Here is a 25,498-nt window from a genome sequence, read left to right as displayed (position 1 = left end):
GGCGGTGTCCCCATGTCGGACGTTCCTGCCACCGTCGCCGTACACCCCGCCCTCGTCGTCCTCGACGGCCAGAGCCTCCCCGTCGCCGACATCGTCCGGCTGGCCGACGGGACCGCCCGCCCCGTGCCCGGCACCGACGCCATGAAACGCGTCGAGCGGTCCTGGCACACCGCACGCGAACTCGCCGCGTCCGGCAGGGTCTACGGCCGCTCCACCGGCGTCGGCGCCAACCGCACCGAGTCCGTCCCCTCCGAGGCCGCCGCCGACCACGGACTGCGGCTGCTGCGCAGCCACGCGGGCGCCATCGGCCGTCCGCTGCCCGCCCGCGAGGTCCGCGCCATGCTCGCGGTACGGGCCAACCAGCTCCTGGCCGGCGGCGCCGGACTGCGCCCCACCGTCGTCACGGCGCTCTGCGACGCGCTGACCTCCGGCGCGCACCCGGTCGTCAACGAGTTCGGCTCGGTCGGCACCGGCGACATCGCCGCCCTCTCGCAGCTGGGCCTCGCCCTCGCCGGCGAACACCCCTGGCAGAGCGGCCCGCCGCCCGAGGCACAGCCCCTCGACAACAACGACGCGCTCGCCCTCATCAGCAGCAACGCGCTGACGCTCGGTCAGGCCGCCCTCGCGCTGGACGAGCTGGGGAGCCTCATCGCCGCCACCGAACTCGTCGCCGCGCTCTCGCTGCTCGCCGTCGACGGCAGCTACGAGACGTACGCCGAACCGGTCCACGCCGCGCGCCCGCACCCCGGCTCGTACGCCGTCGCCACCCGGATGCGGCACATACTCGGCGCCCCCGCGCGACCCACCCCGCCGCTCGGCCGTATCCAGGACCCGTACGGCTTCCGCTGCGTCCCGCAGATCCACGGACCGGCGCGGGACGCCGCCGACGCGCTGGAGAGGGCGCTCGCCGTCGAGATCAACTCGGCCGCCGAGAACCCGCTGATCTGTCCCGGCACGGACGACGACCTGGCACCCGCCGCCTACCACCACGGCGGTTTCTACCTCGCCCAACTCGCGCTCGCCCTCGACCACTTCAGGCTCGCGGTCGTCCAGACGGCCCGGCTGTCCACCTCCCGGCTCTCCGCGCTGAACGAACCCGCCTTCACCCGGCTGCGCCCCTTCCTCGCCGACGCCGAACCCGCCAGCTCCGGCGTGATGATCCTGGAGTACGCGGCCGGGGCCGCTCTCGGTGACCTGCGCGCCTTCTCCGCGCCGGCCTCGCTCGGCCACGCGGTACTGTCCCGTGGCGTGGAGGAGCAGGCGAGCTTCGCCTCGCTCGCCGCACGGCAGACACTGCGGGCGTGCGAGGCGTACCGTCTGGTCGTCGCGTGCGAACTCGTCGCCGCCGTAAGGGCGTTGCGCCAGCGCGGGCTGCGGCCCGAAGCCGGACTGCCCGTCGGCAGAGCCTTCGCGCTCGCCGAGTCCGCGCTGGACCAGGAGGTCGCCGACCGGCCGCTGACCGACGACGTGACGGCGGCGACGCGGCTGCTGGACCGGCTCGCCACCACGGCGGACGACATGACACCGATGAGTGCGGTGGGCGGCACCGGCACGACAGGCACCACAAGGGGGATCGCGTGAGCGACAGTCCGGCAGCCCGGCTCCAGCAGCTCTTCGAGGGCCACCGGCTCACCCCCACCCAGCGGCGCATCGCGCACAGCATGGTGCGCCGGGCCGCCGACGCGCCGTTCCTGTCCAGCGTCGAACTGGCCGAACTCGCCGGTGTCAGCCAGCCCTCGGTGACACGGTTCGCCGTCGCGCTCGGTTTCGACGGCTACCCGGCGCTGCGCAGGCACCTGCGCGAGGTCGCGCCCGCCGGCCCGTCGGCGGGCGCCGCCGAGTACAACGAGTACCAGCAGGCCGTGCACGCCGAGTTGGAGAATCTGCGCCAGCTCGCGGAGCTGCTCGCCGACCCGGCCCCCGTCGAACGGGCCGGCCGCGTACTCGCCGCGTCCACCCCGCTGCCCGTCCTCGGGCTGCGCGCCGCCTCCGCCCAGGCCACCGGCTTCGCCTACTTCGCCGCCAAGGTCCACCCCGACATCCGGCTCCTCGACGAGGGCGGCACGATGCTCGCCGACCGGATCGACGCCGCGCGCCGCGCCGGTGCGAGCGCGCTGCTCTGCTTCGCGCTGCCGCGCCACCCCAAGGAGGTCGTGGAGGCGCTGGACCACGCGCGCGGGGCCGGACTGTTCGTGGTCACCGTCGCCGACTCGGCGTTCGCGCCCGTCGCCGCCCACAGCGACCTGCTGATCCCGGCGGCCGTCGGCACGGGGCTCGCCTTCGACACGGCGTGTGCGCCGATGCTCCTGGGACGGGTGCTGCTGGAGGCGATGTGCGACGACCTGCCGGACGCGCAGGCGCGGCTGGAGGACTTCGACGTACGGGCCGCAGCCCGGGGCCTGTTCGTCGAATAGGGCCCGCCCCCTTCGCCGTTCGGGCCCGCCCCTTCGCCGTTCTCAGGAAATGTTCAGGAAACGGCATTAATCTGCCCGCCAAAACTTCGGTGAGGTTCGGTGACGAGGAGGCGGCAGTGGGGCGTGGAGGACAGCAGTCGCTGGCACGGGTGACGGTGATCGTGAGGGCCGGCGCGGCTCCGATGTGGTGGCTGGGGATCCTGGCCGCCGCGACCGGGGCGCTGATCCCCGGACTGACCGGCCGCCGGGTCGGGCTGTACATCGGGGCGGCGCTGTTCGTGCTGGCCGCGGCGGCTGTCGCGGCCGTACGGCGCAGGCGGTACGACGGCTGGGCGGAGGCCGCCTCGCGCGCCGGGAAGTTCGACTACCTCCAGGACCGTTCGGTGACGCTGCGGGTCTGGCGGCGGGCCCGGGTGTGGTGGCTGGCCGGCGGGTTCCTCGCGGCGGTGGCCCTCTCGTTCGCCGTACCGGTCGCGGGCGGCGCGGCCCTCGCGGGCGCCGGTGCCGGGCTGTGGCTCAAGGCCCTGCTGCTCGGCCGCCGCGAGCGCGCGGGGGAGGAGCTGCTGTGGGTCCGCACCGACTGGGCCGGGCGGGGCAGCCCCGTCGGCGGGAAGGTCAAGGGCTTCCGTACGACCGGGCTCGAAGCCGGGGACGCCGCGCCCGGTGGGGCGCGGCGACCCCGCGTCAAGCGGGCCGGGGGCGCCGGGCCGGTGAAGGCGGCCGGGGGCGCCAAGGCGGCCGGACCCGCGTAGGGAGGGCGCGAGGGGACCCCGTCACACCTCCAGTTCGTTCTCGATCTTCTTGAGCTGGTGTCTGGCCATCGCCAGGTTCGCCCGCTGCTTGTCCAGCGCCAGATAGAGGAACAGGCCGTTGTTCCCCCGGCCCTTGAGCAGCCGGATCAGGTGGTACTGGCCGCCGAGGGTGATCAGGATGTCCTCGATCTCGTCCTTGAGGCCCAGCATCTCCATGGTGCGCACCTTGGCGCGCACCACATCGGTGTTCCCGGCGGCGGCGACCGTCAGATCGAGTTCCTTGCCGCCGCCGACGGTGCCGAGGGCCATGCCGCTGGTGTAGTCGACGAGGGCGGCACCGACGGCCCCCTCGATGGAGGTCGTCGCTTCTTTGAGAGCCGCTTCGGTGTTGGCCATGGACGTCGCACTTCCTTTTCGTCTCTGAGGTATTCGGTTCCGGGTCGTCGGGGTCCCGGTCGTCGGGGTCCGTGTCGTCGTGGTCCCGGTCGTCGGGGTTCGGGGCTTCGTGGTCCGGTTCGTTCGGTCGGGTGTTCCGCCGGCGGCCATGGGTCAGGAGTTCTCGGGTCGTTCGAGGGCCCTGTCGACCAGGGCGCCGATCCGGGCGCCCGACCGCCTGGCCTCCAGATGGAGTCGGCCGACATTGATCCGCGGTTCGGCGAGGACGGTGAGGACGGCGGAGCCGCCCGCCGCGTACGTGGCCACATAGCCGCGTTCACCCCTGATCAGCAGTTCCCGGAAGCCGCCCTGTCCCGTGCTGTCGGTCAGCCGCAGCGAGACACCGAGCGCGGCGGCGGTCAGGGCGGCGACACCCTCGGGTTCCGCGCCGGAGGCCGCCGCGCCCGTACTCCCCGCGCCGGTCAGTTCCTCGGCGAGGACCAGACCGTCGGTGCTCGCGGCGAGCGCGCCCGTGAGCTGGGGGAGCCGGGCCCGCAGGCGCCGCAGCTCCCCGAGCACTTCGGCCTCCGCCGTCATCAGCTGTCTCCTCTCGCTGCGCAGCCGCAGGGCGCGTCTCACAGGTTTTCCTCCAACGCGTCACGGAGCCGGCGGAGCAGGGCGATGTCCGGATCGGCCGAGACCTCGGCGATCCAGGCGGGCAGGACGGGGCGGACGGGCCGGCCCCCGCTGCCGCGGCGGGTTTCCGGCGGCGGATCGGGAGGCGTGTCGACCAGCCCGGCCGCCGCCAGCCGCCGCACCTCCAGCAGCGTGTGGAAGGCCGGGCGGCCCAGGGCCCAGGCGATGGCGGCGGGGGTCCGTACGCCGTCGGCAAGGTCCAGCAGCGCGCGCTGCCTGCGGGTGACCGACTGGCCCGGCGCGGGCGCGCGGGGCACCACCGGCGCGGTGTCGACCGCCGGGTACGGCCAGACCTGGTCGAGCAGTTCACGGCGGCGCACCGTCTCGCGTTCCACCGCGGCCGCCGGGACGGGGCGCACCCGGCCGATCCAGTGGCCGACGCCGTAACGGAACCGGGTGGGGCCGCTGCCCGGGGCCAGCGCGAAGAACGCCGCGTCGTACAGCGCGCCGAGATGGCAGATCTCCAGCTCACCGCCGCCGATCCGGCCGCTGTCGACGAGATACCGCGCGACCTCGCGCCGCGCGCCCGCCTCGTCGATCGCCCGCTGCCAGCCCTCGCGCGGCAGCCGGCCGCCCGTGGTCAGCAGGGTGTCGATGCCGGGCGCCACGGGGCTCTCGGCGTGCACCACGTGTCCTTCGGCGAGGTAGAGGGTGCCGTGGTCGCGCAGGAGGGCGCCGGTGGCACGCTCGTCGGCCAGCCGGACCAGCATCGGGGAGACGGGGGAGACGGGGGAGACGTGCGCTGCGACGGCGGCCGCCGTGTCGGCGTTCATGCCAGTACCAGCCGTTCGGCGAGCTGCTGGAGCCGCAGCCGGGCGAGCGCGAGATTCCCGGTGTCCCGGTCGAGCCACAGATGGAGGAAGACACTGCTGTCGAAGGTCGTCTCAACGAACCGCAGGACGTGGTAGCCGGTCAGGCTGGTGACGATCAGGTCCTCGACCGGCGGGCCCTTGCCGTCGCCCGTCGTCTCCCGTGCCGCGGGGCCGGCCGGTCCCGCCACCGGTTCGGCGGCCGGCGCGAACGACGGGTACTCCGCGGCGGCCCGCGCCAGTTCGGCGGTCTCGGTGGCCGTGGTCTCGTGGTCACCGGCCGGCGACTCGCCCGCCGTGCCGAGCGCCAGGCCGCTGGTCCAGTCGACGATCGCCGCTCCGCGGGCGCCGGGCAGGGCCATGATCTCGTGCAGACATGCGTCGATTCCGGGCACGCGGACTTCCCTCCCAGCCGGTCGTGCGTAAGGCACCGTCGTGCGGCAGTGACGGCGAGATTACGCAACGTCCTTGCCCCCGGAGGGATTTCGGGCATTTTCCGTTGGAACATGCCCGTCGGGGATAGGGTCGGCGCACGGAGCGCCCCTGTCGGCGCCCCGTGCGGTGTGCTGCGCGCGTCCTACTTCTCCACCTCGCCGCCGTTCTTCGCGTGCTCCTCCGAACGCGCCTTCATCACCAGCTTGTTGACCGCCCACAGCGCGATACCGATCGCGAGCAGCACCCCGGCCCGGACGTACACGTCGGCCGCGCGGTCGGCGAGCGGGCTGGCCAGGATCAGCGCCGTGACAGCGCCCAGCACGGGCAGGATCGTCGGCGCGCGGAAGTGCCGGTGCGAGACCGGGTCGCGGCGCAGTACGAGCACGGCGACATTGACCACGAAGAACACGCACAGCAGCAGGAACGAGGTCGTGTCGCCGAGCCCCTGGATCTCGCCGGTCGACACCAGCCCGATGGCCAGGACGGAGACGAAGGCGATGCCCACGACGGGGGTACGGCGCGCGGGCAGCACCCGGCCCATGGCCTTGGGCAGGATGCGTTCGTTGGCCATCCCGTAACAGAGCCGCGAGGCCATCATGATGTTGATCAGCGCGGAGTTGGTGACGGCGAACAGGGCGATCAGGGCGAAGAGTTTGGGCGGGAAGTCCACGCCACCGGCCTTCACGACCTCCAGAAGGGGTCCGCTGGAGCCCTCCAGGGTCTTGTGGTCCACCAGGAGCGAGGAGATCAGTGCGACCAGGACGTAGATGGTGCCGGTGACCGTGACGCCGATGAAGATGGCGCGCGGGAACGTGCGGCTCGGATCCTTCGTCTCCTCGGCCATGTTGACCGAGTCCTCGAAGCCGACGAAGGCGAAGAACGCGAGCGCCGTGGCGCCGAGCACCCCGGTCATCAGGGAGAAGCCGGTGCCGCTCGCCTCGAAGTCGGTGAGCCGTGACGGCTCGCCGTCACCCGACAGGACGGCGTAGGCGCCGATGCCGAGGATGATCGCCAGACCGCTCAGCTCGACCAGGGTGAGGACCACGTTGGTCTTCACCGACTCCGAGACACCGCGCAGGTTGAGCGCGGCGAGCGCGACGACGAACAGGATCGCTATCAGGGTGGGCGGCACCGCGTCGGTGAACTCCGCCAGGTAGTCGCCGCTGAACGCGCGGGCCGCGGCGCTCGCCGACGACAGGCCCGAGCACATCACCATGAAGGCCACGATGAAGGTCAGGAACGGGACCTTGAACGCCTTCTGCGTGTAGAGCGCGGCGCCGGCCGCCTTCGGGTACTTGCCGACGAGTTCCACGTACGAGGCGGCCGTCAGGACCGCGACGACGAAGCCGATCAGGAACGGCAGCCAGAGCGCGCCGCCGACCCGGCCGGCGACCTGGCCGGTGGTGGCGTAGATGCCGGTGCCCAGGATGTCGCCGATGACGAAGAGGATGAGCAGTTTCGGGCCGAGGGCGCGTTTGAGTCCGGGCGCGTCCCCGGCCGGTCCCGGCGTGTCCGACGCCGTCGGTGTCTCTGATGCGGGCATGGAATGGCCTCCCCCGATCGGTGGTGGGAAGTGTTCTGCCCGGTGCGGCCGGGCTGATTCCTCTCCGTCCCCGCCAGGGTTCCCGCCGCTCCCGCGCCGGGGCGGCGGTCAGTCCCGCACGAGCGCGTCCGGGTGCCCGCCGCCGGATTCGGCGACGATCTCCGCCACGCTCTGCGGCTCCCGTACGGTCGCGAACCGCACACCGTCCTCCGGCGGGTCCGCAGCCCGCGCCGTGAAGCCGTGGATGCCGGGCCGGGCAAGGCTGTTGTACGCGTAGTGGTTGGCGAAGTAGTACGCGCCGGTGTCCAGCGCCGCGACGAGATCGCCCTGCTCAAGCGGTGGCAGCGGCCGGCCGGTGGCCAGCATGTCGCCCGCGAAGCACGCGGGGCCCGCGATGTCCTGGGCGACGGCGGGACCCTCCTTGGGGCGGCCGTCGGCGCCGTACGCGGCGATGCGCAGCGGCCACGACTCCGGGTCGTAGACGGTGCGGGTGGCGACCTGCACGCCCGCGTGGGTGACGGCGACGGGCCGGCCGCCGGCGGACTTCGCGTACTCGACACGGGCCAGCACCGTGCCGTGCTTGGCGAGCAGGGAACGGCCGAACTCGGTCACGATCCCGTAGCCGCCGTCGAACAGGCCCGGGACGGTGGATTTCAGCAGCCGGGCGTACTCGGCGTGGGTGGGGGTCTCGTCGTCGGACGAGAAGTTGACCGGGAGGCCGCCGCCGATGTCGATGGTGTCGACCTGCCGCCGGCCGGCCGCCGCGTTGATCTCCTCGGCCAGTTCGTGAACGGCCCTGACGCCTTCCGCCATCAGGGCGAGCGGGACGCCCTGGGAGCCGGAGTGGGCGTGCAGCCGGGTCAGCCAGGGCCGGTCCAGGAACGCCCTGACGACCCACGCGCGGGCGCCCTCGTCGCGCAGCGCGACGCCGAACTTCGAGGTGGCCGTCGCCGTGGACAGGGCGCCGATGGAGCCGCTGCCGGTCTGCGGGTTGACCCGCAGACCGATCGGGGAGCCGGTGGGCGCCGAGGACAGGAGCGTGTCGAGACGGGCGAGTTCCTGCGGGTTGTCGGCGTTGACGGCGATACCGAGCGCCAGCGCCTCGCGCAGCTCGGCGGGCGTCTTGGCGGGCGAGTCGAGGACGGTGCGGTCGGGCCTGATCCCGGCGGCGCGAGCCAGTCCCAGCTCGCCGGGGCTCGCGACCTCGGCCCCGATCCCCTCGGTGTGCAGCAGGCGCAGGACGGGCACCAGGGGCGCCGCCTTCACCGCGAAGGCGTGCAGCACGCGGGTACCAGGGGCGGCGACGGCCGCGAACGCGGCGTGCAGCGCGGCGGCGGAGGCGCGGACACCCGCCACGTCGAGGAGCGCGACGACGGGAGCGGCCTCGGTGAGGAGCCCCTGCCCGACGGCGGCCCGTACGGCGAGATCGCGCCTGGATGCCGCTGTCGCGGATACCTGTCCCCGGTCGTCGCTGCCTGGTTTCTCGTGACTGCGGATGTCCTCGGCCATGCGTGTCAGCCAATCATCCGGCCGCCGGTTACTCCACTGTTGACTACATCTATTCACCCGGCGAGGATGTGAATAGTTTGGCCAACAGTGGAGCAGCGACGGAGGAGGCACCGCCATGTCAGGACCCCGACCCGTACGGGCACCGCGCGGTACGGAACTGAGCGCCCTGGGATGGCAGCAGGAGGCCGCCCTCCGTATGCTCCAGAACAACCTCGACCCCGAGGTCGCCGAACACCCCGACCAGCTCGTCGTCTACGGCGGCACCGGGAAGGCCGCGCGGGACTGGCGCTCGTTCGACGCGATGACGCGCACGCTGCGGACGCTGAAGCGGGACGAGACGATGCTCGTGCAGTCCGGCCGCCCGGTGGGCGTGATGCAGACCCACGAGTGGGCGCCGCGCGTGCTGATCGCCAACTCCAACCTCGTCGGCGACTGGGCCAACTGGGAGGAGTTCCGGCGGCTGGAACAGCTCGGCCTCACCATGTACGGCCAGATGACCGCCGGCTCCTGGATCTACATCGGCACCCAGGGCATTCTCCAGGGCACGTACGAGACGTTCGCCGCCGTCGCCGCGAAGAGGTTCGGTGGCACGCTCGCCGGGACGATCACGCTCACCGCCGGGCTCGGCGGGATGGGCGGCGCGCAGCCGCTGGCCGTCACCATGAACGACGGCGTCGCGATCTGCGTCGACTGCGACCCGCGCGCCATCGAGCGCCGTATCGAGCACCGCTTCCTCGATGTGCGGGCCGACTCCCTGGAGCACGCGCTCCAGCTCGCCACCGAGGCCCGTGACGCGCGCAGGCCGCTCTCCGTCGGACTGCTCGGCAACGCGGCGGAGCTGCTGCCCCGGATGCTGGCGGAGGGCGCGCCGGTCGACATCGTCACCGACCAGACGTCGGCGCACGATCCCCTCGCCTATCTGCCGATCGGCGTCGACTTCGACGACATGGCGTCCTACGCCGCCGAGAAGCCGGCCGACTTCACGCTGCGGGCCCGCGAGTCCATGGCGCGGCACGTGGAGGCGATGGTCGGCTTCATGGACGCGGGCGCCGAGGTCTTCGACTACGGCAACTCCATCCGGGGCGAGGCCCAACTGGCGGGATACGACCGGGCGTTCGCCTTCCCCGGATTCGTACCCGCCTACATCAGGCCGCTGTTCTGCGAAGGCCGGGGTCCGTTCCGCTGGGCGGCGCTCTCCGGGGAGGCGTCGGACATCCACAAGACCGACAAGGCGATCCTGGAGCTGTTCCCCGAGGGCGACTCCGCGCAGAACGCGTCCCTGCACCGCTGGATCCGGATGGCCGGCGAACGCGTCCACTTCCAGGGCCTGCCCGCGCGTATCTGCTGGCTCGGCCTCGGTGAGCGGGACAGGGCCGGTGAGCGGTTCAACGACATGGTCGCCCGCGGTGAACTCGCCGCGCCGGTCGTCATCGGCCGCGACCACCTGGACGCGGGCTCGGTCGCCTCCCCGTACCGCGAGACCGAGGGCATGCTCGACGGCTCGGACGCGATCGCCGACTGGCCGCTGCTGAACGCCATGGTGAACGTCGCCTCCGGTGCCTCCTGGGTCTCCGTCCACCACGGCGGCGGCGTCGGCATGGGCCGCTCGATCCACGCCGGCCAGGTGACGGTCGCCGACGGCACGGAGCTGGCCGGCGAGAAGATCCGCCGCGTCCTGACCAACGACCCGGCCATGGGCGTCATCCGCCACGTCGACGCCGGCTACGACCTCGCGGAGTCGGCCGCCACCGACCGCGGCGTCCGCGTCCCGATGCGGGAGGGCGAATGACGACGGCGGGCACCGGCCCGGACGGCCGCCGCGCCGAGCCGGCGGAACCGGCTCCGGACGGGCCGGACGCGCCCCGCCCGGACACCGGACCGCGACAGAGGGCCGGTGCGCGGCCGGGGGAAGGCGCGGCGCCCCGCGGTCCGGTGCCGTCCGCCGGCGGCTCCTTCCAGGAGATGTGGCGGGAGCTGGCGCCCGTCGGACGGGACGCGGGCAGCGGGGGCTACCGGCGCTACGCGTGGAGCGGCGCGGACCGGGAGTGCCGCGAGTGGTTCCGGGGACAGGCCGAGGCGCGGGGGCTGGTCTACGAGACCGACCGGAACGGCAACCAGTGGGGGTGGCTCGGTGACCCCCACGGCGGGGACGCCGTCGTCGTCGGGTCGCATCTGGACTCCGTGCCCGACGGCGGCGCCTTCGACGGGCCGCTCGGCGTGGTGTCCTCCTTCGCCGCGCTCGACGAACTCCGCCGCCGGGGAGCCGAGTTCACCCGGCCGGTCGCCGTCACCAACTTCGGCGACGAGGAGGGCGCCCGGTTCGGGCTCGCCTGTGTCGGCTCCCGGCTCACCTCGGGGCAGCTCGGTGTCTCACAGGCGCACGCCCTGTGCGACGGCGACGGCGTCCTTCTGCCGCGCGCCATGGAGGCGGCCGGTTACGACCCGGACGCCATCGGGCCCGACCCCGAACGCCTCGCCCGGATCGGCGCGTTCGTCGAACTCCACGTCGAACAGGGACGCGCGCTCGACCTGACCGGCGATCCCGTCGGTATCGCCTCCTCCATCTGGCCGCACGGCCGCTGGCGCTTCGACTTCCACGGCGAGGCCAACCACGCCGGCACCACCCGCCTCTCCGACCGGCGCGACCCGATGCTCGGCTACGCGCAGACCGTCCTCGCCGCCCGGCGCGAGGCGGAACTCGCCGGTGCGCTCGCCACCTTCGGCAAGATCGCCGTCGAACCCAACGGCGTCAACGCCATCCCCTCCCTCGTGCGCGGCTGGCTCGACTCCCGCGCCGCCGACCAGGCCACCCTGGACACCGTCGTCACCGCGATCGAGGCGGCGGCCCGCGAGCACGCCGAGCGCGCGGGCATCGACCTGCGGGTCGTACGGGAGTCCTTCACGCCCGTCGTCGAATTCGAGCACGCCCTGCGCGACGAGCTCGGCAGGATCCTCGGCGGCCGGCTCCCCGTACTCGGCACCGGCGCCGGTCACGACGCGGGTATTTTGTCCGGATCCATTCCGACCGCGATGCTGTTCGTACGCAACCCCACCGGCGTCTCGCACTCCCCGGCCGAATTCGCGGCCGAGGACGACTGCGTGGCCGGGGTCCTCGCACTCGCCGACGTACTGGAAGGGCTGGCCTGCACGTGACCACGTACTGGCTGGAGCACGCCTGGCTCGGCACGCACGTCGAACCCGGCGTCACCGTGACCGCGGCCGACGGCCGGATCACCGGCGTCCGCACCGGGGACGGCACCCCGCCGCCCGGTGCCACGGCCCTGCGCGGGATCACGCTCCCCGGCCTGGCCAACACGCACTCGCACGCCTTCCACCGCGCGCTGCGCGGCAAGGTCCAGGTCGGCTCCGGCACCTTCTGGACCTGGCGCGAGATGATGTACCGGGCCGCGGCCAGGCTCACCCCGGAGAACTACCACGCGCTCGCCCGCGCCGTGTACGCCGAGATGGCGCTGGCCGGCATCACCGCCGTCGGCGAGTTCCACTATCTGCATCACGCCCCCGGCGGAACGCCCTACGACGATCCCAACGCGATGGGCGAGGCGCTGATCGCCGCCGCCGACGACGCCGGGATCCGGATCACCCTCCTCGACACCGCCTATCTCTCCTCCGGCATCTCCGCGCGCCGCGGCGGCAAGCCCCCGGACCGGCACCAGGTCCGCTTCTCCGACGGCACCGCGCACGCCTGGGCGGAACGCGTCTCCGGCCTCGCGGCCCGGTACCCCCAGGACGACGACCACGTCCGGATCGGCGCCGCCATCCACTCCGTACGCGCCGTGCCCGCCGAGCAGCTGTCCACCGTCGCCGAATGGGCCGAGGCCCGGCAGGCCCCGCTCCATGTCCATCTCTCCGAACAGACCGCCGAGAACGACGCCTGCCTCGCCACCCACGGCCGCACCCCCGCCCGTCTCCTCGCCGACAACGGCGTCCTCGGCCCCCGCACCACCGGCGTCCACAACACGCACCTCACCGACGAGGACATCGCCCTGCTGGGCTCCACCCGCACCGGCACCTGCATGTGCCCCACCACCGAACGCGACCTCGCCGACGGCATCGGCCCCGCCGCGCGCCTCCAGCTCGCCGGCTCCCCGCTGTCGCTGGGCAGCGACAGCCACGCCGTGATCGACATCCTCGAAGAGGCCCGCGCCCTCGAACTCAACGAACGCCTGCGCTCCCGCACGCGCGGCCACTGGACCGCCGCCGCGCTCGTCACCGCCGCCACGGCCGACGGCCACGCGGCCCTCGGCAGACCCGAAGGGGGCCGGATCGAGCGCGGCGCGCTCGCCGACCTCGTCACCGTCGCCCTGGACTCCGTCAGAACAGCGGGGCAAGTGCCCCGACTGGGCGCGGAGACCGCCGTATTCGCCGGGACGGCCGCCGACGTGCGCCACACGGTCGTGGCCGGCCGCCATCTCGTACGCGACGGCGCGCACACCCTGATCCCCGACGTACCGGACGCACTCGCCCGGTCCATCGCGGCCGTACGCGGCTGAAGGAGAGCATCCCCACGATGACGTCCGCCAACGCCCACACCGCGCCCGCGAGCACACCCGCGGGCACACCCACCACCGTCGTCACCAACATCGCCGCTCTGGTCACCAACGACCCCTCCCTCGGTGACGGATCCCCCATCGGTCTGATCCAGGACGCGGCCGTCGTCATCGCCGGTGACCGCGTCGTCTGGGCCGGTGAATCAAGCAAAGCACCCGCCACTGACAACGCGGTCGACGCCGGCGGCCGGGCCGCCGTCCCCGGCTTCGTCGACTCCCACTCCCACCTCGTCTTCGCGGGCGACCGCACCCAGGAGTTCAACGCCCGCATGTCGGGGCGCCCCTACTCCGCGGGCGGCATCCGCACCACCGTCGCCGCCACCCGCGCCGCCACCGACGACGAGCTGAGCGCCAACGTCGCGAAGTACCTCGCGGAGGGCCTGCGCCAGGGCACCACCACCCAGGAGACCAAGTCCGGCTACGGCCTCACCGTCGCCGACGAGGCACGCGCGCTGCGCGTCGCGGCCCGGCACACGGACGAGGTGACCTACCTCGGCGCGCACATCGTCGCGCCCGAACTCGCCGACGACCCCGCCGCCTACGTCGCCCTCGTCACCGGCGACATGCTCGACGCCTGTGCCCCGTACGCCCGTTGGGTCGACGTCTTCTGCGAGAAGGGCGCCTTCGACGGCGACCAGGCACGCGCGATCCTCACCGCGGGCGCGGCGAAGGGCCTGGTGCCGCGCGTCCACGCCAACCAGTTGTCGTACGGCCCCGGTGTCCAGCTCGCCGTCGAACTGGACGCCGCCTCCGCCGACCACTGCACCCACCTCACGGACGCGGACGTCGACGCGCTCGCCCACTCGCGCACCGTCGCCACGCTGCTGCCCGGCGCCGAGTTCTCCACCCGCGCCCAGTGGCCCGACGCCCGCCGGCTGCTCGACGCGGGCGCCACCGTCGCCCTCTCCACCGACTGCAACCCCGGCTCGTCCTTCACCTCGTCGATGGCCTTCTGCGTCGCCCTCGCCGTACGCGACATGGGGATGACGCCCGACGAGGCGATCTGGTCGGCCACCGCGGGCGGCGCCGCCGCGCTGCGCCGCACCGACGTCGGACGCCTGGCACCCGGCGCCCGCGCCGACCTCGTCCTGCTCGACGCCCCGAGCCATGTCCATCTCGCCTACCGGCCCGGGGTCCCGTTGACCCACGCGGTCTGGAGGGCCGGCGAACGCGTGCGTTAGGCCGTGTCTTCAAAGCAGCGCCGTCCGCCCGCAGGGCGGGCCGGGCGGGACTTCGAAGACACGACCTGGGTCCCCTCGCAACCCGTCGGAACGCGTGGATCCCGGCGGCGGGCAAGTGACTCGCCACGCCGCCGGGACCGCGGGATCAGGAGTGCGTGACCGCTACGCGTTCACCGACCACTTCTGGTTGGCCGCGCCCGTGCACGTCCAGATCTGGGCCCGTGCCCCGTTGGTCGCGGCGCCGCCGGTCACGTCCATGCATTTGTCCGCCTGGATGTTCACGACGTCGTTCGCGCCCGACACGGCCCAGCGCTGATTGCCGCTGCCCGCGCAGTCCCAGAGCTGGAGCTGGGCGCCGTTCGCGGTGCTGTTGTCCTTCACGTCCAGGCACTTGCCGAGCGCCCGCAGCGAGTCGTTGGGGCCCCGGCTCCACTGCTGCGCGGCCGAGCCGTTGCAGTCGTAGAGCTGCACGGCGGTTCCGTTGGCGGGATTCGCCCCCGCCACGTCCAGGCACTTGCCGCCGAGTCCGGTGATCGAGCCGCCGGTGCCTCCGCCGCCGTCGGTGGTGACCCGTACGTAGTCGACGGTCAGGGTGTTCGGGAAGGGCGTGCCGCTGTTGGGGTCACCGGGCCAGTAGCCGCCCACCGCGAGGTTGAGGATCAGGAAGAACGGCTTGTTGAACACCCATTCCCGGCCGCCCAGATCGGCGGGCGTACGGGTCTGGAAGACATTGCCGTCGACCGACCAGCGGATGGAGTTGGGCGACCAGTCGATCGCGAAGGTGTGGAAGGCGTCGGCGAACGCCTGGCCGCCGGGCAGGGTGTAGCCGGCGCCGATACCGCCCGAGCCCGAGTAACCGGGGCCGTGCAGGGTGCCGTGGACCGTGCCGGGCTCGAAGCCGACGTTCTCCATGATGTCGATCTCGCCGCTGTTGGGCCAGCCGACCTGGCCCATGTTGTTGCCGAGCATCCAGAACGCCGGCCACATGCCCTGGCCGCGCGGGATCTTCATCCGGGCCTCGACCCGGCCGTACTGCGCCGTGAACTTGCCCGCCGTGTTGAGCCGGGCCGAGGTGTACTCGCAACGGCCGTACCAGCACTGGTAGTTGCCGGGGTTGTTCTTGCGGGCGGTGATGACGAGGTTGCCCTGGCCGTCGAGGGCGGCGTTGGTATTGCCGGGCGTGTAGTACTGCCGTTCGTGGTTGTTGACGTTGTCGCCGGTCTCGATCTGCCATCTACTGCCGTTGACGGCCGATCCCGCGGGTCCGTCGAAGTTCTCGTCGAACGTCACGGCCATGGGCGCCGCGTTCTCGCCGCTCGCGGCGGTGACGCGGGACTCGGGGGCGGGCGCCGCTCCGGCGGGCCCGGCGGTGGCCACGCTCGTACAGCAGAGAAGAGCCAGGGCGTACAGCGTCACACGACGCCGCAGGGGGGTTCGCACAGGTCATCACTTCACTTCTTGTGGAGGCATGAGCATGACATTCAGGGCGATGGAGCGCGGGGTCGGAACCCGTTATTTCAATACTTGATTTAAGGGAGGGCGGGAGGGGTCGTCAAGGCGTTGGTATGGACCAAAGTTCCTGACTGCCCGTCACCCGACCTCCCCCGGCGCGGCCTCCACCACGCCCCGGCAACTACCGCAGGATGACCGGGAGTTGCTGCACGCTGTTGCCCACGAAGCTCGCGTGGCGCGGCAGTTCCTCTTCCGTGACCGCGACGTCCAGGTCGGGGAAGCGGGCGAACAGCCGTTCCAGCGCGATCGTCGCCTCCATCCGGGCCAGCGACGACCCCAGACAGAAGTGCGCGCCGTGCCCGAGCGAGAGATGACGGGTGGCCGGCCCCGTGTGCCTGGTGAGGTCGAACGCGTCCGCGTCCTCGCCGTGCGCGGCCTTGTCGCGGCCCGCCGCCGAGTAGCCCGCCAGCACCGGCGTACCCCGCGGGATCACGGTGCCGTCCACGGTCAGGTCACGGGTCGGGTAGCGGAACGGGAAGAAGCTCACCGGGCTGTCCCAGCGCAGGGTCTCCTCGACCACGTCCGACCAGCTCGCCTTGCCGTACCGGACCAGTTCGAGCTGATCACGGTGGCGGCACAGCGCGCGGACCGCGTTGGTGATCAGATTCAGCGTCGTCTCGTGCCCCGCGATGATCATCAGCAGCAGCGTGCCGATGAGTTCGTGTCCGCTCAGCCGGTCGCCGTCCTCCTCGCGCACGGCGATCAGCGCGCTCGTCAGGTCCTCCCCGGGCTTCTCGGTGCGGGAGGCGGCCACCGCGCCCAGCACGGCGACGATGTCCCGGTTGGCCGCCATCGCGTCCTCGGGCGAGATGTCGGTCGCGACGATCTGGTTCGACAGATGGTGCAGCCGGCCCTGGTGCTCCGCGTCCACGCCCAGCAGTTCGCAGATCACGCCCATCGGCAGCGGCAGCGCGAAGTGCTCGCGGAGGTCGATCGGCCTGTTCCCGCCGTCGTCCGCGGCCTCCTCCAGGGCGTCCAGCAGCTCCGCCGTCACCTCCTCCACTCGGCCGCGCAGGGCCTCCACCCGCCGCGTCGTGAACGCCTTGCTCACCAGCGAGCGCAGCCGCCGGTGGTCCTCGCCGTCCGCCGTCGTCATGCCCTGCACCGTCGCGAACGTCTTCAGCGGCCACCCGTCGGGGATCAGCCCGTCCTGGAGCGCCGTGAAGTGCGCGGCGCCCTTCGCGACATCGGGGTGGGACAGGAACTCCTTCAGCGCGTCGTGCCCGATGACGGCCATGGCCCCGACCTCGCCGGGGAGTACGACGGGGGCCACCGCGCCCCGCGCGAGCAGGCGCGCGTTCGCGGCGTGCGGACAGCCGCCGGACGGGTCCATCCGGTGCGGCGCGGTGCCGGACATCTCGTGGGTGGTGCTCGGCTCGGGGCTCAACAGGCTCTCCTCAACTCCGCGTCGCCCGCGGGTCACGCGGCAACTGCGGCTCGGTGAAGCGGACGGGCAGGGCCGCCAGGCCCTTGCTCCATGGCGATTTGATCCAGGCCAACTCGTGCTCCGGTACGTCCAGTTCGAGATCCGGCAGCCGGTGCCTGATCGTGTCGACCGCGGTACGCGTGATCAGCCTGGCCGGGTCCTGGGCCGGGCAGGTGTGGGGCCCGGCCCCGAACGCCAGATGGGACCGGTTGCCGACGACGGGCGTACCGTCCTCCGGCAGGATGGCGGGGTCGGCGTTCGCCGCCGCCAGACCGAGGATCAGCATGTCCCCGGACCGGATGTCCCGGCCGCCGAACCGCAGGTCGCGGGTGGCGTACCGGGCGGGGAAGTTCTGCGTCGGCGGGAAGCGCCACAGCACCAGGTCCAGCGCGTCGTCGACGCTCAGATGACCGCCGCTGAGCGAGGACCGGAACGCCGGGTCGCAGAGCAGGATGCGCAGGGTGGTGGCGATCCAGTTCACCGTCGTCTGGTTGCCCGCGACGAACATCACCACCAGGTTGTGCAGCACTTCCTCGTCCGTCAGCCCCGCCGGATGGTGCAGCAGCGCGGACGTCACGTCGTTGCCGGGGCGGTGCCGCTTCTCCTCGATGAGGGTGAGCAGGATCGCGCCCATCCGCTTGCTGGCGTCGGCGGAGTCCGCGTTCGCCACCACCAGCCCCGCGATCGCCTCGACGAGCTGCTCACCCGTTCGTTCGTCGAGGCCGAGCAGACCGGTGATCACCATCAGCGGCAGCTTGCGCGCGTAGTCGGAGACCAGGTCCGCCCGCCTGCCGTCGGCGAACTCCGCGATGAGCCGCTCGGCAGTCGCCCGTACGCCGCGCCGCAGTTCGTGCCCGTTGATCCGGCCGAGCGCGTCCGACACGGCCGCCCGCATCCGGCGGTGCTGCTGGCCGTCCGCGAACAGCAGCGCCGGCCGCCAGCCGACCATCGGCAGGATCGGCGAGTCCGCGGGCACCCGGCCCTCGCGCAGCAGACTCCAGCGGCGCGGGTCGTGCGAGAAGTCCTGCTCCTCCCGGGTGAGCCGCAGCACCTCGCGGTGTCCGAGCACCAGCCATGCCTCGATGCCGGGCGCGACGGTGACGGGGGCCACCGGGCCGTACTCGGCGCGCAGCCGCTCGTACAGGCGCGGCATCCCGTCGCCGTCGAGGTCCTCCCCGTAGATGGGTGTCGCGGGCGAGTGCGCCGACAGGGGCAGGGGTGCCGACAGGGGCCCGTGCGCGGGTGTCGGTGTGGGCGAGGTCATGTGGACTCCATGGTCATGCCGGCTCCGTCGTCATGAGGACTCGGCGGCGAGGACGAGATGGCGTACGAGGGCGATGAGCGCCATGACCGAGGACCGCTCGTCCCGCGCGTCGCAGGACACCAGCGGGGTGTCCGGCAGCAGGTCGAGCGCCGCGCGCAGCTCGGTGTCACTGTGCACGGGGCTGCCCGGGAAGACGTTGACGGCGACCGCGAACGGCAGCCCCAGGTCCTCCAGATGGCCGAGCGCGTCGAACGAGGCGGTCAGATCGCGGGTGTCCACGAGGGCGAGCGCCCCGAGCGCGCCCTGTGCCAGATCGCGCCAGGCGGGCAGGAAACGCTGCTGTCCGGGCGTACCGAAGAGGTACAGGACCAGCTCGCCGTCGAGTGTCATACGGCCGAAGTCCAGGGCCACCGTGGTGGTGGCCTTGGACCGGTCGGCCGGCACGTCGACCGAGGCGCCCGCCTTGGTCATGACGGCCTCGGTGCTCAGCGGTTTGATCTCGGAGACCGTGCCGATGAACGTGGTCTTGCCGACGCCCAGCGGCCCGACGACCATGATCTTGGCCGCGCCGGCGACGCTGGATCTGACGTACTTGCCGGCGGTCGCGGCGCCCTCGGCGGCGGCGTCGCCGCCGGGTGTGTTCAGCGCGGACGCCTCGGCCTCAGAGGCGGCTTTCGAGGCCATGGAGGACCTTTCTCAGCATGGTCACATCGGCTCGTTCGGCCGGCGGTATGGGCGGACGGGTGACGATCAGTCCCCAGTCGATGAGATCGGCGAGCAGCACCTGCACGACGGAGGGCGGCTGGCCGAGATGGGCCGACACCTCGGCCACCGAGAGCAATCCCTGACAGTGCGTCAGGATTGTCCGGTGCTCCGGCTGGAGCGCCGCCGGCGGGACCGCTTCCCTGGCCACCACGAGCGATTCCCAGGACAGCGGCTCGCCCCCGGCGTCCGCCCTGCCACCCGTGATCACGTACGGGCGTACCGCCGACGTGGTGGCCCGGTCGTCGGAGCGTTCCGTCATGACGACGGGCTCACCGGATCCCGGGGCTGGCTGCTCAGGTGGCTGCCGATCTTCACGACCAGGAGCTGCATCTGCTGGGCCACCAGGCCCACGTCGGCGTCGGTCTCGGTCGCGGCGCCGAGCTGGGCGCCCACGCCCGCCGAGGTGAAGAGGATGAAGCCGTGGTCGGACTCCAGCATCAACTGCCTTACGTTCGAGCCGTTCCCGAACAGCAGCCCGGCCGTCGACCGGCCGGTCATGGTCAGCGCGGCGGACGCGGCGGCGAGCGACTCGGCCTCGGCCACGCTCAGTTCGGCCACCGGGCCGGCCAGATCGGCGGCGGACGCGTGGCCGAGCCGCAGACCGTCCTCGGAGACGACCACCGCGTGCCGGACCCCGGGGATGTCGGTCAACGGGCGGAGCATCCAACCCAGATCGGGCAGTCGGGAGATCGTTCCGGTCACTCTTCCGGTCACTGCCGGCCTCCGTCGTGTTGGTCGGGCACTTCGGTGTCCTGGACGGCCTCCGCGCGGCCACGACGCGACCCGGAGAGCACGCTGGTGATCGAGGCGCGTGCCGCCTCGGGCGTCCAGGGGCGGTCGGGCCGCGGCTCTCGCCGCGGCTGCGACGCCTGGTCCTCCGCCCGCTCCTGACCCGCCGCGGCGGCGGGGTCCCGGCGCCTGCTGCGGCGGCGCGGCAGCGCCCCGGACCCGTCCTCGGCGCTCGCGGCGGCGGCCGGGCGCTCGTGGTCACGCCCGCCGTCCGCCGACGCGCCGTCCGCCGGGGTGCCCATCGGCAGGCCGTTCGTCGCGGGCGCCGGCTCCCGTGCCGGCACCGGCTCGGCGGGGAAGTGCGACAGCGGCTCGGTCAGCAGCCGGTGCGGTACGAAGGTGACGGCCCGGGTCCCGCCGTACGCCGACGCTCCCGTCAGCTCCACGTTGAAGCCCATCTCCCGGCTCCAGCGCCCCACGCACGCCAGCCCCAGCCGGGGGACGGCCCCGAGCCTGGTCAGGTCCAGCTCGTCCCTGAGCTGCGACATGGCCTGGTGCAGTACGTCCGGCGGCATACCGAGGCCCGCGTCGTCGATCTCCACCACGGCGCCCGCGCCCACCTCGCGGATCGTCACGACGACCTGGGTGCGGGAGGGCGAGAACACGGTCGCGTTCTCCAGGAGTTCGGCGATCGCGTGCATCAGACCCTCGACGGCCGGCGGTACCACGAACAGCGTCTGCCCGCCGTGCACCTCCACCCGCCCGAACTCCACGATCCTCGACTGGGCGCCGCGCACGCAGTCGTACAGCGAGACCGGCTGCGACTCGCGCCTGGCCGGCCAGATCCCGCACATCACCAGCAGGGTCTGGGCCTTGCGGGTCATCTGCGAGGCCGCGTGGTCCGCCTTCATCACGTCCGCCATCAGCCGCGGGTCGTCGATGGCACGCTCCACGTGGTCGAGCACCTGCTGCTGCACCGTGGCCATCGCGTGCATGTTGCGGGCGACCGACTCGAAGGCCGTCTGCACCGAGTCGCGCAGCCCGCGCTCGCGCCGTACGCCCTCGTCCGAGCCGAGCGCCGCGACCACCGCCGCCAGCGCCCGTGCGAACTCCTCGCCGGTGGCGGCCTCGGGGGCCAGGGGCCCGGGCACTCCGTCCAGCCGCCGCCCCGCGCGCACCCGTTCGGTGATGGCGGGGACGCGTACGGCGGCCAGATGGGCCACCTCGGCGGCTCGCGCGTTCGCGGTCCGCCGCTCCCGGTCCCGCCCGGCGCGCTCCGCGGACAGCCGCCGGTACAGCACCAGGACCCAGGCCAGGAGCAGTACCGCCAGGGCCGCGCAGCCGCTCGCGAGCGCCTGCCGCCACTCCGCCGCGGACACCAGTCCGATCAGCGCCGCGGCGACGGCGGCGGCCACCAGGGCCCCCAGCCACCACAGCGCCTGTTGTTTCCGTGTGTTCGGCTGCCGGCTCAGCACGGCGATCCCGACATGGCAGGCGTGGACAGGGCTGACACGGGGACCGGGCCTCTTCCAGGACTCGTCGGACACGTGGGGGTTGCGAGCGATCTGATCGGCTCGCGTGATCGTGAGCACCCAGATACTACGAGCAATAAGCCGGATTAGGGCAGGAGTTGCGCAACTCCTGTCACTCGGCGGCACAGGACAGGCACCATCCGCACACGTGCCGGGCCCCGGCTCGCCGGGCATATGCGCTGGCCGCGCGCCTGAACCCACCCCGCGCACCGGTATCCCCGCCCACACCCGTCCCATGTACAGGTCCACCCGCCCTGTCGGTTCGCGTTTCGTATCCGTCACGACATGGCCGACTGGCCCTGTACCGGAAGGATTTGGGCCGGTACCGTCCTGTTCGAGTGATGACCGGGGGGTCGAGTTGAGCGACGTACGCGTACGTGGCGGGGCCGCCGCCCGCATCCGTGTGGTGCGGCCGGGGGAGCTGGACGAGGGGCACATCGCGCGCTGGCGGGAGTTACGGGCGCTGTCCGGCGCGCCCGCCAATCCGTTCATGGAGCCGGAGTTCACCCGGGCCGTCGGACGCGTCCGGCCCGGTGCCCGGGTCGCGGTCGTCGAGGGGGGCGGAGAGGCGGCCCTCGGCTTCTTCCCCTACGAGAGAGGGCCGTTGGGGCAGGGCCGCGCGATCGGGTACGGCGTGTCCGACTGCCAGGGACCGGTGCTGGCCCCCGGACACGGCCTCGAAGCGGCCGAGTTGCTGCGCGCCTGCTCGCTCACCAGCTGGGAGTTCGACAACCTGGAGGCGGGACAGCATCTGTTCGCCCCGGCCGCCACCGAGGAGTTCGACTCCCCGGTCATCGACATCGGCCGGGGATACGCGGCGTACGAGAGCGGCCTGCGCGCCCGGTCGCCCAAGTTCTTCCGCACGACGGCCGCCAAGGAACGCAGACTGGCCCGCCGGGCCGGCGAGGTCGGATTCGTCTTCGACGAGCGCGATCCCGCGGCGCTGCGCACGCTCATGGAGTGGAAGTCGGCGCAGTACCGCAGGACCGGCCGGCGCGACCGCTTCGCCAAGGAGTGGATCAGCGCGCTGGTGAAGGGGCTGGCGGCCGACCACACTCCCGACCGCACGCCCGGCTGCTCGGGCGTGCTCTCCGTCCTGTACGTCGCGGACCGCCCCGTCGCCGCGCACTTCGGGCTCCGCTCGCGCACCGTCCTGTCGTGCTGGTTCCCCGCCTACGACACGGAGTTCGCCAAGTACTCGCCTGGCCTGATCCTCCATCTGCGGATGGCCGAGGCGGCGGCCGGCGCCGGGATCGGCCTGCTCGATCTCGGGCGCGGCGCCGCCGAGTACAAGGACGCGCTCAAGACCGGGAGTCTGCGGGTGCGCGAGGGCGCCTCGGTACGGCCGGGGCCACGGGCGGCCCTGTACCGGCTCGGCCGCGAACCGTCGCGCCGCGCGCACGGCTTCGTACGGAACCGGCCGAAGCTGGCCCGGTACGCGCAGCGCGCCCTCAACCAGGTGGGCCGGCTCCGGGACCGGTGACCGGCGAGTCGTCCCCGGCGCACACGAGCGGAGGCATGGTGACGCACACTCCGAGCACGTCCTCACGATCGACCTCGACGCCAGGACAAGGGGCGGGGCAGGGGCCCGGACAGGGGCCGGTGCCGCGTTCGCCGCTGCGCCACATCGGCGTGGTTGACCTGGACCTGGACCTGGACCTGGACCTTGACCTGGATCCGGGCCCGGGCCCGGCCCCCGGCCCCGGCGGCAGGCCGCACGTACGGTCACTCACCCCCGCCCCCGGCGGCCCGCCCCTGCGCGCGGGCGCCCTCTTCGCGCTCGTACGGCTCCGGGGCCGCCCCGTCGCCACCGTCCTCACCACGGTCCCGGACGGCGCCGACCTCGCCGACGCACTCGTCACGGCCTTCCGCGAGCAGTACGTGGCGCGCGCCCCGCACCCGTCCGGGACCGACACGTTCGGCGGGACGCCACCGCGTACGACCGTCGTCGTCGCCACCCGCGAGCGCGCCGACCGGCTCGGCCGGGCGCTGGACTCGCTCCTCGCGCAGGACCACCCGGACTTCCATGTCGTGGTCGTCGACAACGCGCCCGTCACCACCGCCACGCGCGAACTGGTCGACGAGGTCTACGCGGACCGCGTCACCTACGTCCGCGAACCGGTGCCGGGACTGGCCGTCGCGCACAACCGGGGCGTCGCCGCCACCGGCAGCCCCGTCGTCGCCTTCACGGACGACGACGTCGTCGCCGACCCGCGGTGGCTCTCCGCGCTCACCGCGCCGCTCGCGGCCGATCCCCGCACCGGCTGTGTCACGGGCCTGATCCTCCCCGCCCGGCTGACCACCCCCGCGCAGGTCCTGCTGGAGAGCCACGGCGGCTTCTCCAAGGGCTTCGCCACCCGGCTCTGGGACCCGGCCGCGCCACCCGCCGACGAACCGCTCTTCCCCTTCGCCGCGGGCAGTTTCGGCTCCGGCGCCAGCATGGCGTTCCGCACCTCCGCGCTGCGCGCCGTCGGCGGCTTCGACCCCGCCACCGGCACCGGCACACCCGCCAGGGGCGGCGACGACCTCTACGCGTTCGTCCGGATCCTGGCCGCGGGCCACCGCCTGCGCTACACACCGGACGCGCTCGTCTGGCACCACCACCGCGAGACCTGGCAGGACCTGCGGGACCAGGCGTACGGCTACGGCGCCGGCCTCACCGCCTACCTCACCGCGGTCCTGTGCCGGCAGCCCTCCCTCCTGCCCGCCCTGCTCGCGAGGCTCCCGCGCGGCCTGGCCCACGCCCGCGCCATCACCGCCCACCGTCCGGCGGGGACCGCGACGCGCGACCCCGGCGGCCACGGCACCCCCGGCGCGCACGGCGCCCACGGCCACCCGTGGCCGCTCTCGCTGTCCCGGCTGGAGCGCAGGGGCATGCTGTACGGCCCGCTGGGCTACGCCAGGGCGCGCTGGGGGAGCCGATGACGCCGCGGGAGGACCACGCGCCGCGTGTCCCCGTGCTCCTCTACCACGCGGTCATGGCCGAACCGCCCGACTGGATCGCCGAATTCACCGTCACACCACGGCAGTTCGCCGCGCACCTGGACGCGGTCGTGGCCAGCGGCCGTACCCCCGTCACCGTCGGCGCGCTCGCCGGCCGGCTGACCGGCGGCGCGCCGCTGCCGCCCCGCCCCGTCGTCCTCACCTTCGACGACGGATTCGCCGATCTGCCGGGCGCGACGGCGGAGGCCCTCGCCGCACGCGGGCTGCCCGCCACCGCCTACCTCACCACCGGCGCCATCACCCCCGGCCACCGCAGCCTGCTGCCGCCCGCGCCGATGATGACGCTCGCCCAGGCGCCGTCCCTGGAGAGGCTCGGACTGGAGATCGGCGGGCACACGGTGACGCACGCGCAGCTGGACACCCTCCGCCCGGCCGAACTCGACCGGGAACTGCGGGAGTCCAAGACCGTCCTCGAAGACGCGCTCGGGCACGGGATCACGCATCTCGCCTACCCGCACGGCTACAACAGCCGCGCCGTACGCGCCGCGGCCCGCCGCGCCGGATACGCCTCGGCCGTCGCCGTACGCCACGCGCTCAGCTCCGGGACGGACGAGCCGTACCGCATCGCCCGCCTCATCGTGCGCCGCCGCCACACCGTCGCGGACGTGGCGGCGTGGATGGCGGGGGAGGGCGCCAGGGCGGCGCCGTTCCCCGACTCGGCGGCGACGGTGGGCTGGCGCCTCTACCGCAGGACCCGCGCGCTGGTGCGGGGCCCGATGTTCGCGGGCTAGGCGGGATTTGTCAGACACGGCCCAGGGGCGGCGGGGCGCCGAAGGCCGGGCACCCGGCCCCGCGCCACCGGCATCGGACCTGGCCCGCGCGACGGTGCGACAGACATGTACGAGAGCCACGCAAAAGCGCAGAGAGTTCCTATAATTCGCTGAAGGGGACAGCGGCGTGACAGCCGCGACCACAGGGGTGGGGGGAGTCGCACCGTGCAACCACGCGTGCCCGCGCCGGACTTCGGGGCCCGTCCGGCCGGGGC

23 protein-coding genes are annotated in these 25,498 nt (G+C 73.2%); 10 read left to right on the top strand and 13 right to left on the bottom strand.

What is annotated here, in order from left to right:
* Nucleotides 1-12: 12 nt before the first annotated feature.
* The 3 genes from ACZ61E_RS09460 (at nucleotide 13) to ACZ61E_RS09450 (ending at nucleotide 3,166) form a co-directional block, all read left to right on the top strand.
* Nucleotides 13-1,581: an aromatic amino acid ammonia-lyase gene (locus tag ACZ61E_RS09460; RefSeq protein WP_469698970.1), complete on the top strand. Its 1,569-nt coding sequence runs from the start codon at nucleotides 13-15 to the stop codon at nucleotides 1,579-1,581.
* Entirely contained in the window at nucleotides 1,578-2,414 is an 837-nt protein-coding gene (locus ACZ61E_RS09455) for a MurR/RpiR family transcriptional regulator (protein WP_469698969.1), read from the top strand. The genes ACZ61E_RS09460 and ACZ61E_RS09455 overlap by 4 nt, the downstream gene beginning before the upstream one ends.
* 116 nt (nucleotides 2,415-2,530) lie before the next feature.
* Nucleotides 2,531-3,166 (top strand): hypothetical protein, encoded by a 636-nt coding sequence (locus tag ACZ61E_RS09450; protein ID WP_469698968.1) that lies wholly within the window; start codon nucleotides 2,531-2,533, stop codon nucleotides 3,164-3,166.
* Nucleotides 3,167-3,187: 21 nt separating this feature from the next.
* On the opposite strand, the gene ACZ61E_RS09445 is transcribed toward ACZ61E_RS09450, so the two are convergent.
* The 6 genes from ACZ61E_RS09445 to ACZ61E_RS09420 form a co-directional block, all read right to left on the bottom strand.
* Nucleotides 3,188-3,562, bottom strand: a complete 375-nt coding sequence (locus tag ACZ61E_RS09445) for a hypothetical protein (protein ID WP_078076971.1) — start codon at nucleotides 3,560-3,562, stop codon at nucleotides 3,188-3,190.
* A gap of 153 nt (nucleotides 3,563-3,715) precedes the next feature.
* On the bottom strand, nucleotides 3,716-4,138 hold the full coding sequence (locus ACZ61E_RS09440) for a roadblock/LC7 domain-containing protein (protein WP_469699119.1): 423 nt from the start codon (nucleotides 4,136-4,138) through the stop codon (nucleotides 3,716-3,718).
* A 38-nt stretch (nucleotides 4,139-4,176) separates the two neighbouring features.
* Entirely contained in the window at nucleotides 4,177-5,010 is an 834-nt protein-coding gene (locus ACZ61E_RS09435; RefSeq protein WP_469698967.1) for a transcriptional regulator, read from the bottom strand.
* A complete protein-coding gene (locus ACZ61E_RS09430; protein WP_469698966.1) occupies nucleotides 5,007-5,441 on the bottom strand; it encodes a hypothetical protein in 435 nt (144 codons plus the stop codon). The genes ACZ61E_RS09435 and ACZ61E_RS09430 overlap by 4 nt, the downstream gene beginning before the upstream one ends.
* Nucleotides 5,442-5,623: 182 nt before the next feature.
* Complete coding sequence (locus ACZ61E_RS09425) at nucleotides 5,624-7,024, bottom strand: APC family permease (RefSeq protein WP_469698965.1); 1,401 nt, start codon at nucleotides 7,022-7,024, stop codon at nucleotides 5,624-5,626.
* Between the two features lie 108 nt (nucleotides 7,025-7,132).
* Nucleotides 7,133-8,533, bottom strand: a complete 1,401-nt coding sequence (locus ACZ61E_RS09420) for a type III PLP-dependent enzyme domain-containing protein (RefSeq protein ID WP_469698964.1) — start codon at nucleotides 8,531-8,533, stop codon at nucleotides 7,133-7,135.
* A 115-nt stretch (nucleotides 8,534-8,648) separates the two neighbouring features.
* On the opposite strand from ACZ61E_RS09420, the gene hutU reads away from it, so the two are divergent.
* From hutU to hutI, 4 genes are all read left to right on the top strand, one after another.
* On the top strand, nucleotides 8,649-10,322 hold the full coding sequence (hutU, locus tag ACZ61E_RS09415; RefSeq protein ID WP_469698962.1) for a urocanate hydratase: 1,674 nt from the start codon (nucleotides 8,649-8,651) through the stop codon (nucleotides 10,320-10,322).
* Between the two features lie 173 nt (nucleotides 10,323-10,495).
* Nucleotides 10,496-11,686 (top strand): allantoate amidohydrolase, encoded by a 1,191-nt coding sequence (locus tag ACZ61E_RS09410; RefSeq protein ID WP_469699118.1) that lies wholly within the window; start codon nucleotides 10,496-10,498, stop codon nucleotides 11,684-11,686.
* Nucleotides 11,677-13,044: a formimidoylglutamate deiminase gene (locus ACZ61E_RS09405; protein ID WP_469699117.1), complete on the top strand. Its 1,368-nt coding sequence runs from the start codon at nucleotides 11,677-11,679 to the stop codon at nucleotides 13,042-13,044. Before ACZ61E_RS09410 ends, ACZ61E_RS09405 begins: the two co-directional genes overlap by 10 nt.
* Before the next feature lie 17 nt (nucleotides 13,045-13,061).
* Nucleotides 13,062-14,282, top strand: a complete 1,221-nt coding sequence (gene hutI / locus ACZ61E_RS09400) for an imidazolonepropionase (protein ID WP_469698961.1) — start codon at nucleotides 13,062-13,064, stop codon at nucleotides 14,280-14,282.
* Nucleotides 14,283-14,444: 162 nt separating this feature from the next.
* On the opposite strand, the gene ACZ61E_RS09395 is transcribed toward hutI, so the two are convergent.
* The 7 genes from ACZ61E_RS09395 to ACZ61E_RS09365 all read right to left on the bottom strand — a co-directional run bounded on the left by ACZ61E_RS09395 (nucleotide 14,445) and on the right by ACZ61E_RS09365 (nucleotide 21,360).
* Nucleotides 14,445-15,722, bottom strand: a complete 1,278-nt coding sequence (locus ACZ61E_RS09395) for a family 16 glycosylhydrolase (protein WP_469698960.1) — start codon at nucleotides 15,720-15,722, stop codon at nucleotides 14,445-14,447.
* 193 nt (nucleotides 15,723-15,915) lie between these two features.
* Complete coding sequence (locus ACZ61E_RS09390) at nucleotides 15,916-17,151, bottom strand: cytochrome P450 family protein (protein WP_469699116.1); 1,236 nt, start codon at nucleotides 17,149-17,151, stop codon at nucleotides 15,916-15,918.
* 40 nt (nucleotides 17,152-17,191) lie between these two features.
* A complete protein-coding gene (locus ACZ61E_RS09385; protein ID WP_469698959.1) occupies nucleotides 17,192-18,484 on the bottom strand; it encodes a cytochrome P450 in 1,293 nt (430 codons plus the stop codon).
* A gap of 30 nt (nucleotides 18,485-18,514) precedes the next feature.
* On the bottom strand, nucleotides 18,515-19,039 hold the full coding sequence (locus ACZ61E_RS09380; protein WP_469699115.1) for a GTP-binding protein: 525 nt from the start codon (nucleotides 19,037-19,039) through the stop codon (nucleotides 18,515-18,517).
* 106 nt (nucleotides 19,040-19,145) lie between these two features.
* Nucleotides 19,146-19,508, bottom strand: coding sequence for a DUF742 domain-containing protein (locus ACZ61E_RS09375; protein ID WP_469698957.1), 363 nt, complete (start codon nucleotides 19,506-19,508; stop codon nucleotides 19,146-19,148).
* Nucleotides 19,505-19,951 carry a roadblock/LC7 domain-containing protein gene (locus ACZ61E_RS09370; RefSeq protein WP_469699114.1) on the bottom strand — a complete coding sequence of 149 codons (447 nt, stop codon included), beginning with the start codon at nucleotides 19,949-19,951 and terminating at the stop codon, nucleotides 19,505-19,507. The genes ACZ61E_RS09375 and ACZ61E_RS09370 overlap by 4 nt, the downstream gene beginning before the upstream one ends.
* A gap of 8 nt (nucleotides 19,952-19,959) precedes the next feature.
* A complete protein-coding gene (locus tag ACZ61E_RS09365) occupies nucleotides 19,960-21,360 on the bottom strand; it encodes an ATP-binding protein (RefSeq protein WP_469699113.1) in 1,401 nt (466 codons plus the stop codon).
* 508 nt (nucleotides 21,361-21,868) lie between these two features.
* On the opposite strand from ACZ61E_RS09365, the gene ACZ61E_RS09360 reads away from it, so the two are divergent.
* From ACZ61E_RS09360 to ACZ61E_RS09350, 3 genes are all read left to right on the top strand, one after another.
* Entirely contained in the window at nucleotides 21,869-22,993 is a 1,125-nt protein-coding gene (locus ACZ61E_RS09360; RefSeq protein ID WP_469698956.1) for a GNAT family N-acetyltransferase, read from the top strand.
* A 119-nt stretch (nucleotides 22,994-23,112) separates the two neighbouring features.
* Nucleotides 23,113-24,435, top strand: a complete 1,323-nt coding sequence (locus tag ACZ61E_RS09355) for a glycosyltransferase family 2 protein (RefSeq protein ID WP_469698955.1) — start codon at nucleotides 23,113-23,115, stop codon at nucleotides 24,433-24,435.
* On the top strand, nucleotides 24,432-25,244 hold the full coding sequence (locus tag ACZ61E_RS09350) for a polysaccharide deacetylase family protein (RefSeq protein ID WP_469698954.1): 813 nt from the start codon (nucleotides 24,432-24,434) through the stop codon (nucleotides 25,242-25,244). The genes ACZ61E_RS09355 and ACZ61E_RS09350 overlap by 4 nt, the downstream gene beginning before the upstream one ends.
* Nucleotides 25,245-25,498 lie beyond the last annotated feature (254 nt).

Source organism: Streptomyces sp. NPDC104581, from assembly GCF_055583685.1.
This window is presented reverse-complemented; position numbering and strand designations above follow the sequence as displayed.

Coding starts and splice junctions, on each gene's coding strand:
- ACZ61E_RS09445 (WP_078076971.1), bottom strand. CDS start 3,562: ATGGCCAACACCGAAGCGGCTCTCAAAGAAGCGACGACCTCCATCGAG.
- ACZ61E_RS09390 (WP_469699116.1), bottom strand. CDS start 17,151: ATGTCCGGCACCGCGCCGCACCGGATGGACCCGTCCGGCGGCTGTCCG.
- ACZ61E_RS09460 (WP_469698970.1), top strand. CDS start 13: ATGTCGGACGTTCCTGCCACCGTCGCCGTACACCCCGCCCTCGTCGTC.
- ACZ61E_RS09435 (WP_469698967.1), bottom strand. CDS start 5,010: ATGAACGCCGACACGGCGGCCGCCGTCGCAGCGCACGTCTCCCCCGTC.
- ACZ61E_RS09410 (WP_469699118.1), top strand. CDS start 10,496: ATGTGGCGGGAGCTGGCGCCCGTCGGACGGGACGCGGGCAGCGGGGGC.
- ACZ61E_RS09375 (WP_469698957.1), bottom strand. CDS start 19,508: ATGACGGAACGCTCCGACGACCGGGCCACCACGTCGGCGGTACGCCCG.
- ACZ61E_RS09350 (WP_469698954.1), top strand. CDS start 24,432: ATGACGCCGCGGGAGGACCACGCGCCGCGTGTCCCCGTGCTCCTCTAC.
- hutI (WP_469698961.1), top strand. CDS start 13,062: ATGACGTCCGCCAACGCCCACACCGCGCCCGCGAGCACACCCGCGGGC.
- ACZ61E_RS09420 (WP_469698964.1), bottom strand. CDS start 8,533: ATGGCCGAGGACATCCGCAGTCACGAGAAACCAGGCAGCGACGACCGG.
- hutU (WP_469698962.1), top strand. CDS start 8,649: ATGTCAGGACCCCGACCCGTACGGGCACCGCGCGGTACGGAACTGAGC.
- ACZ61E_RS09380 (WP_469699115.1), bottom strand. CDS start 19,039: ATGGTCGTCGGGCCGCTGGGCGTCGGCAAGACCACGTTCATCGGCACG.
- ACZ61E_RS09440 (WP_469699119.1), bottom strand. CDS start 4,138: ATGACGGCGGAGGCCGAAGTGCTCGGGGAGCTGCGGCGCCTGCGGGCC.
- ACZ61E_RS09385 (WP_469698959.1), bottom strand. CDS start 18,484: ATGACCTCGCCCACACCGACACCCGCGCACGGGCCCCTGTCGGCACCC.
- ACZ61E_RS09425 (WP_469698965.1), bottom strand. CDS start 7,024: ATGCCCGCATCAGAGACACCGACGGCGTCGGACACGCCGGGACCGGCC.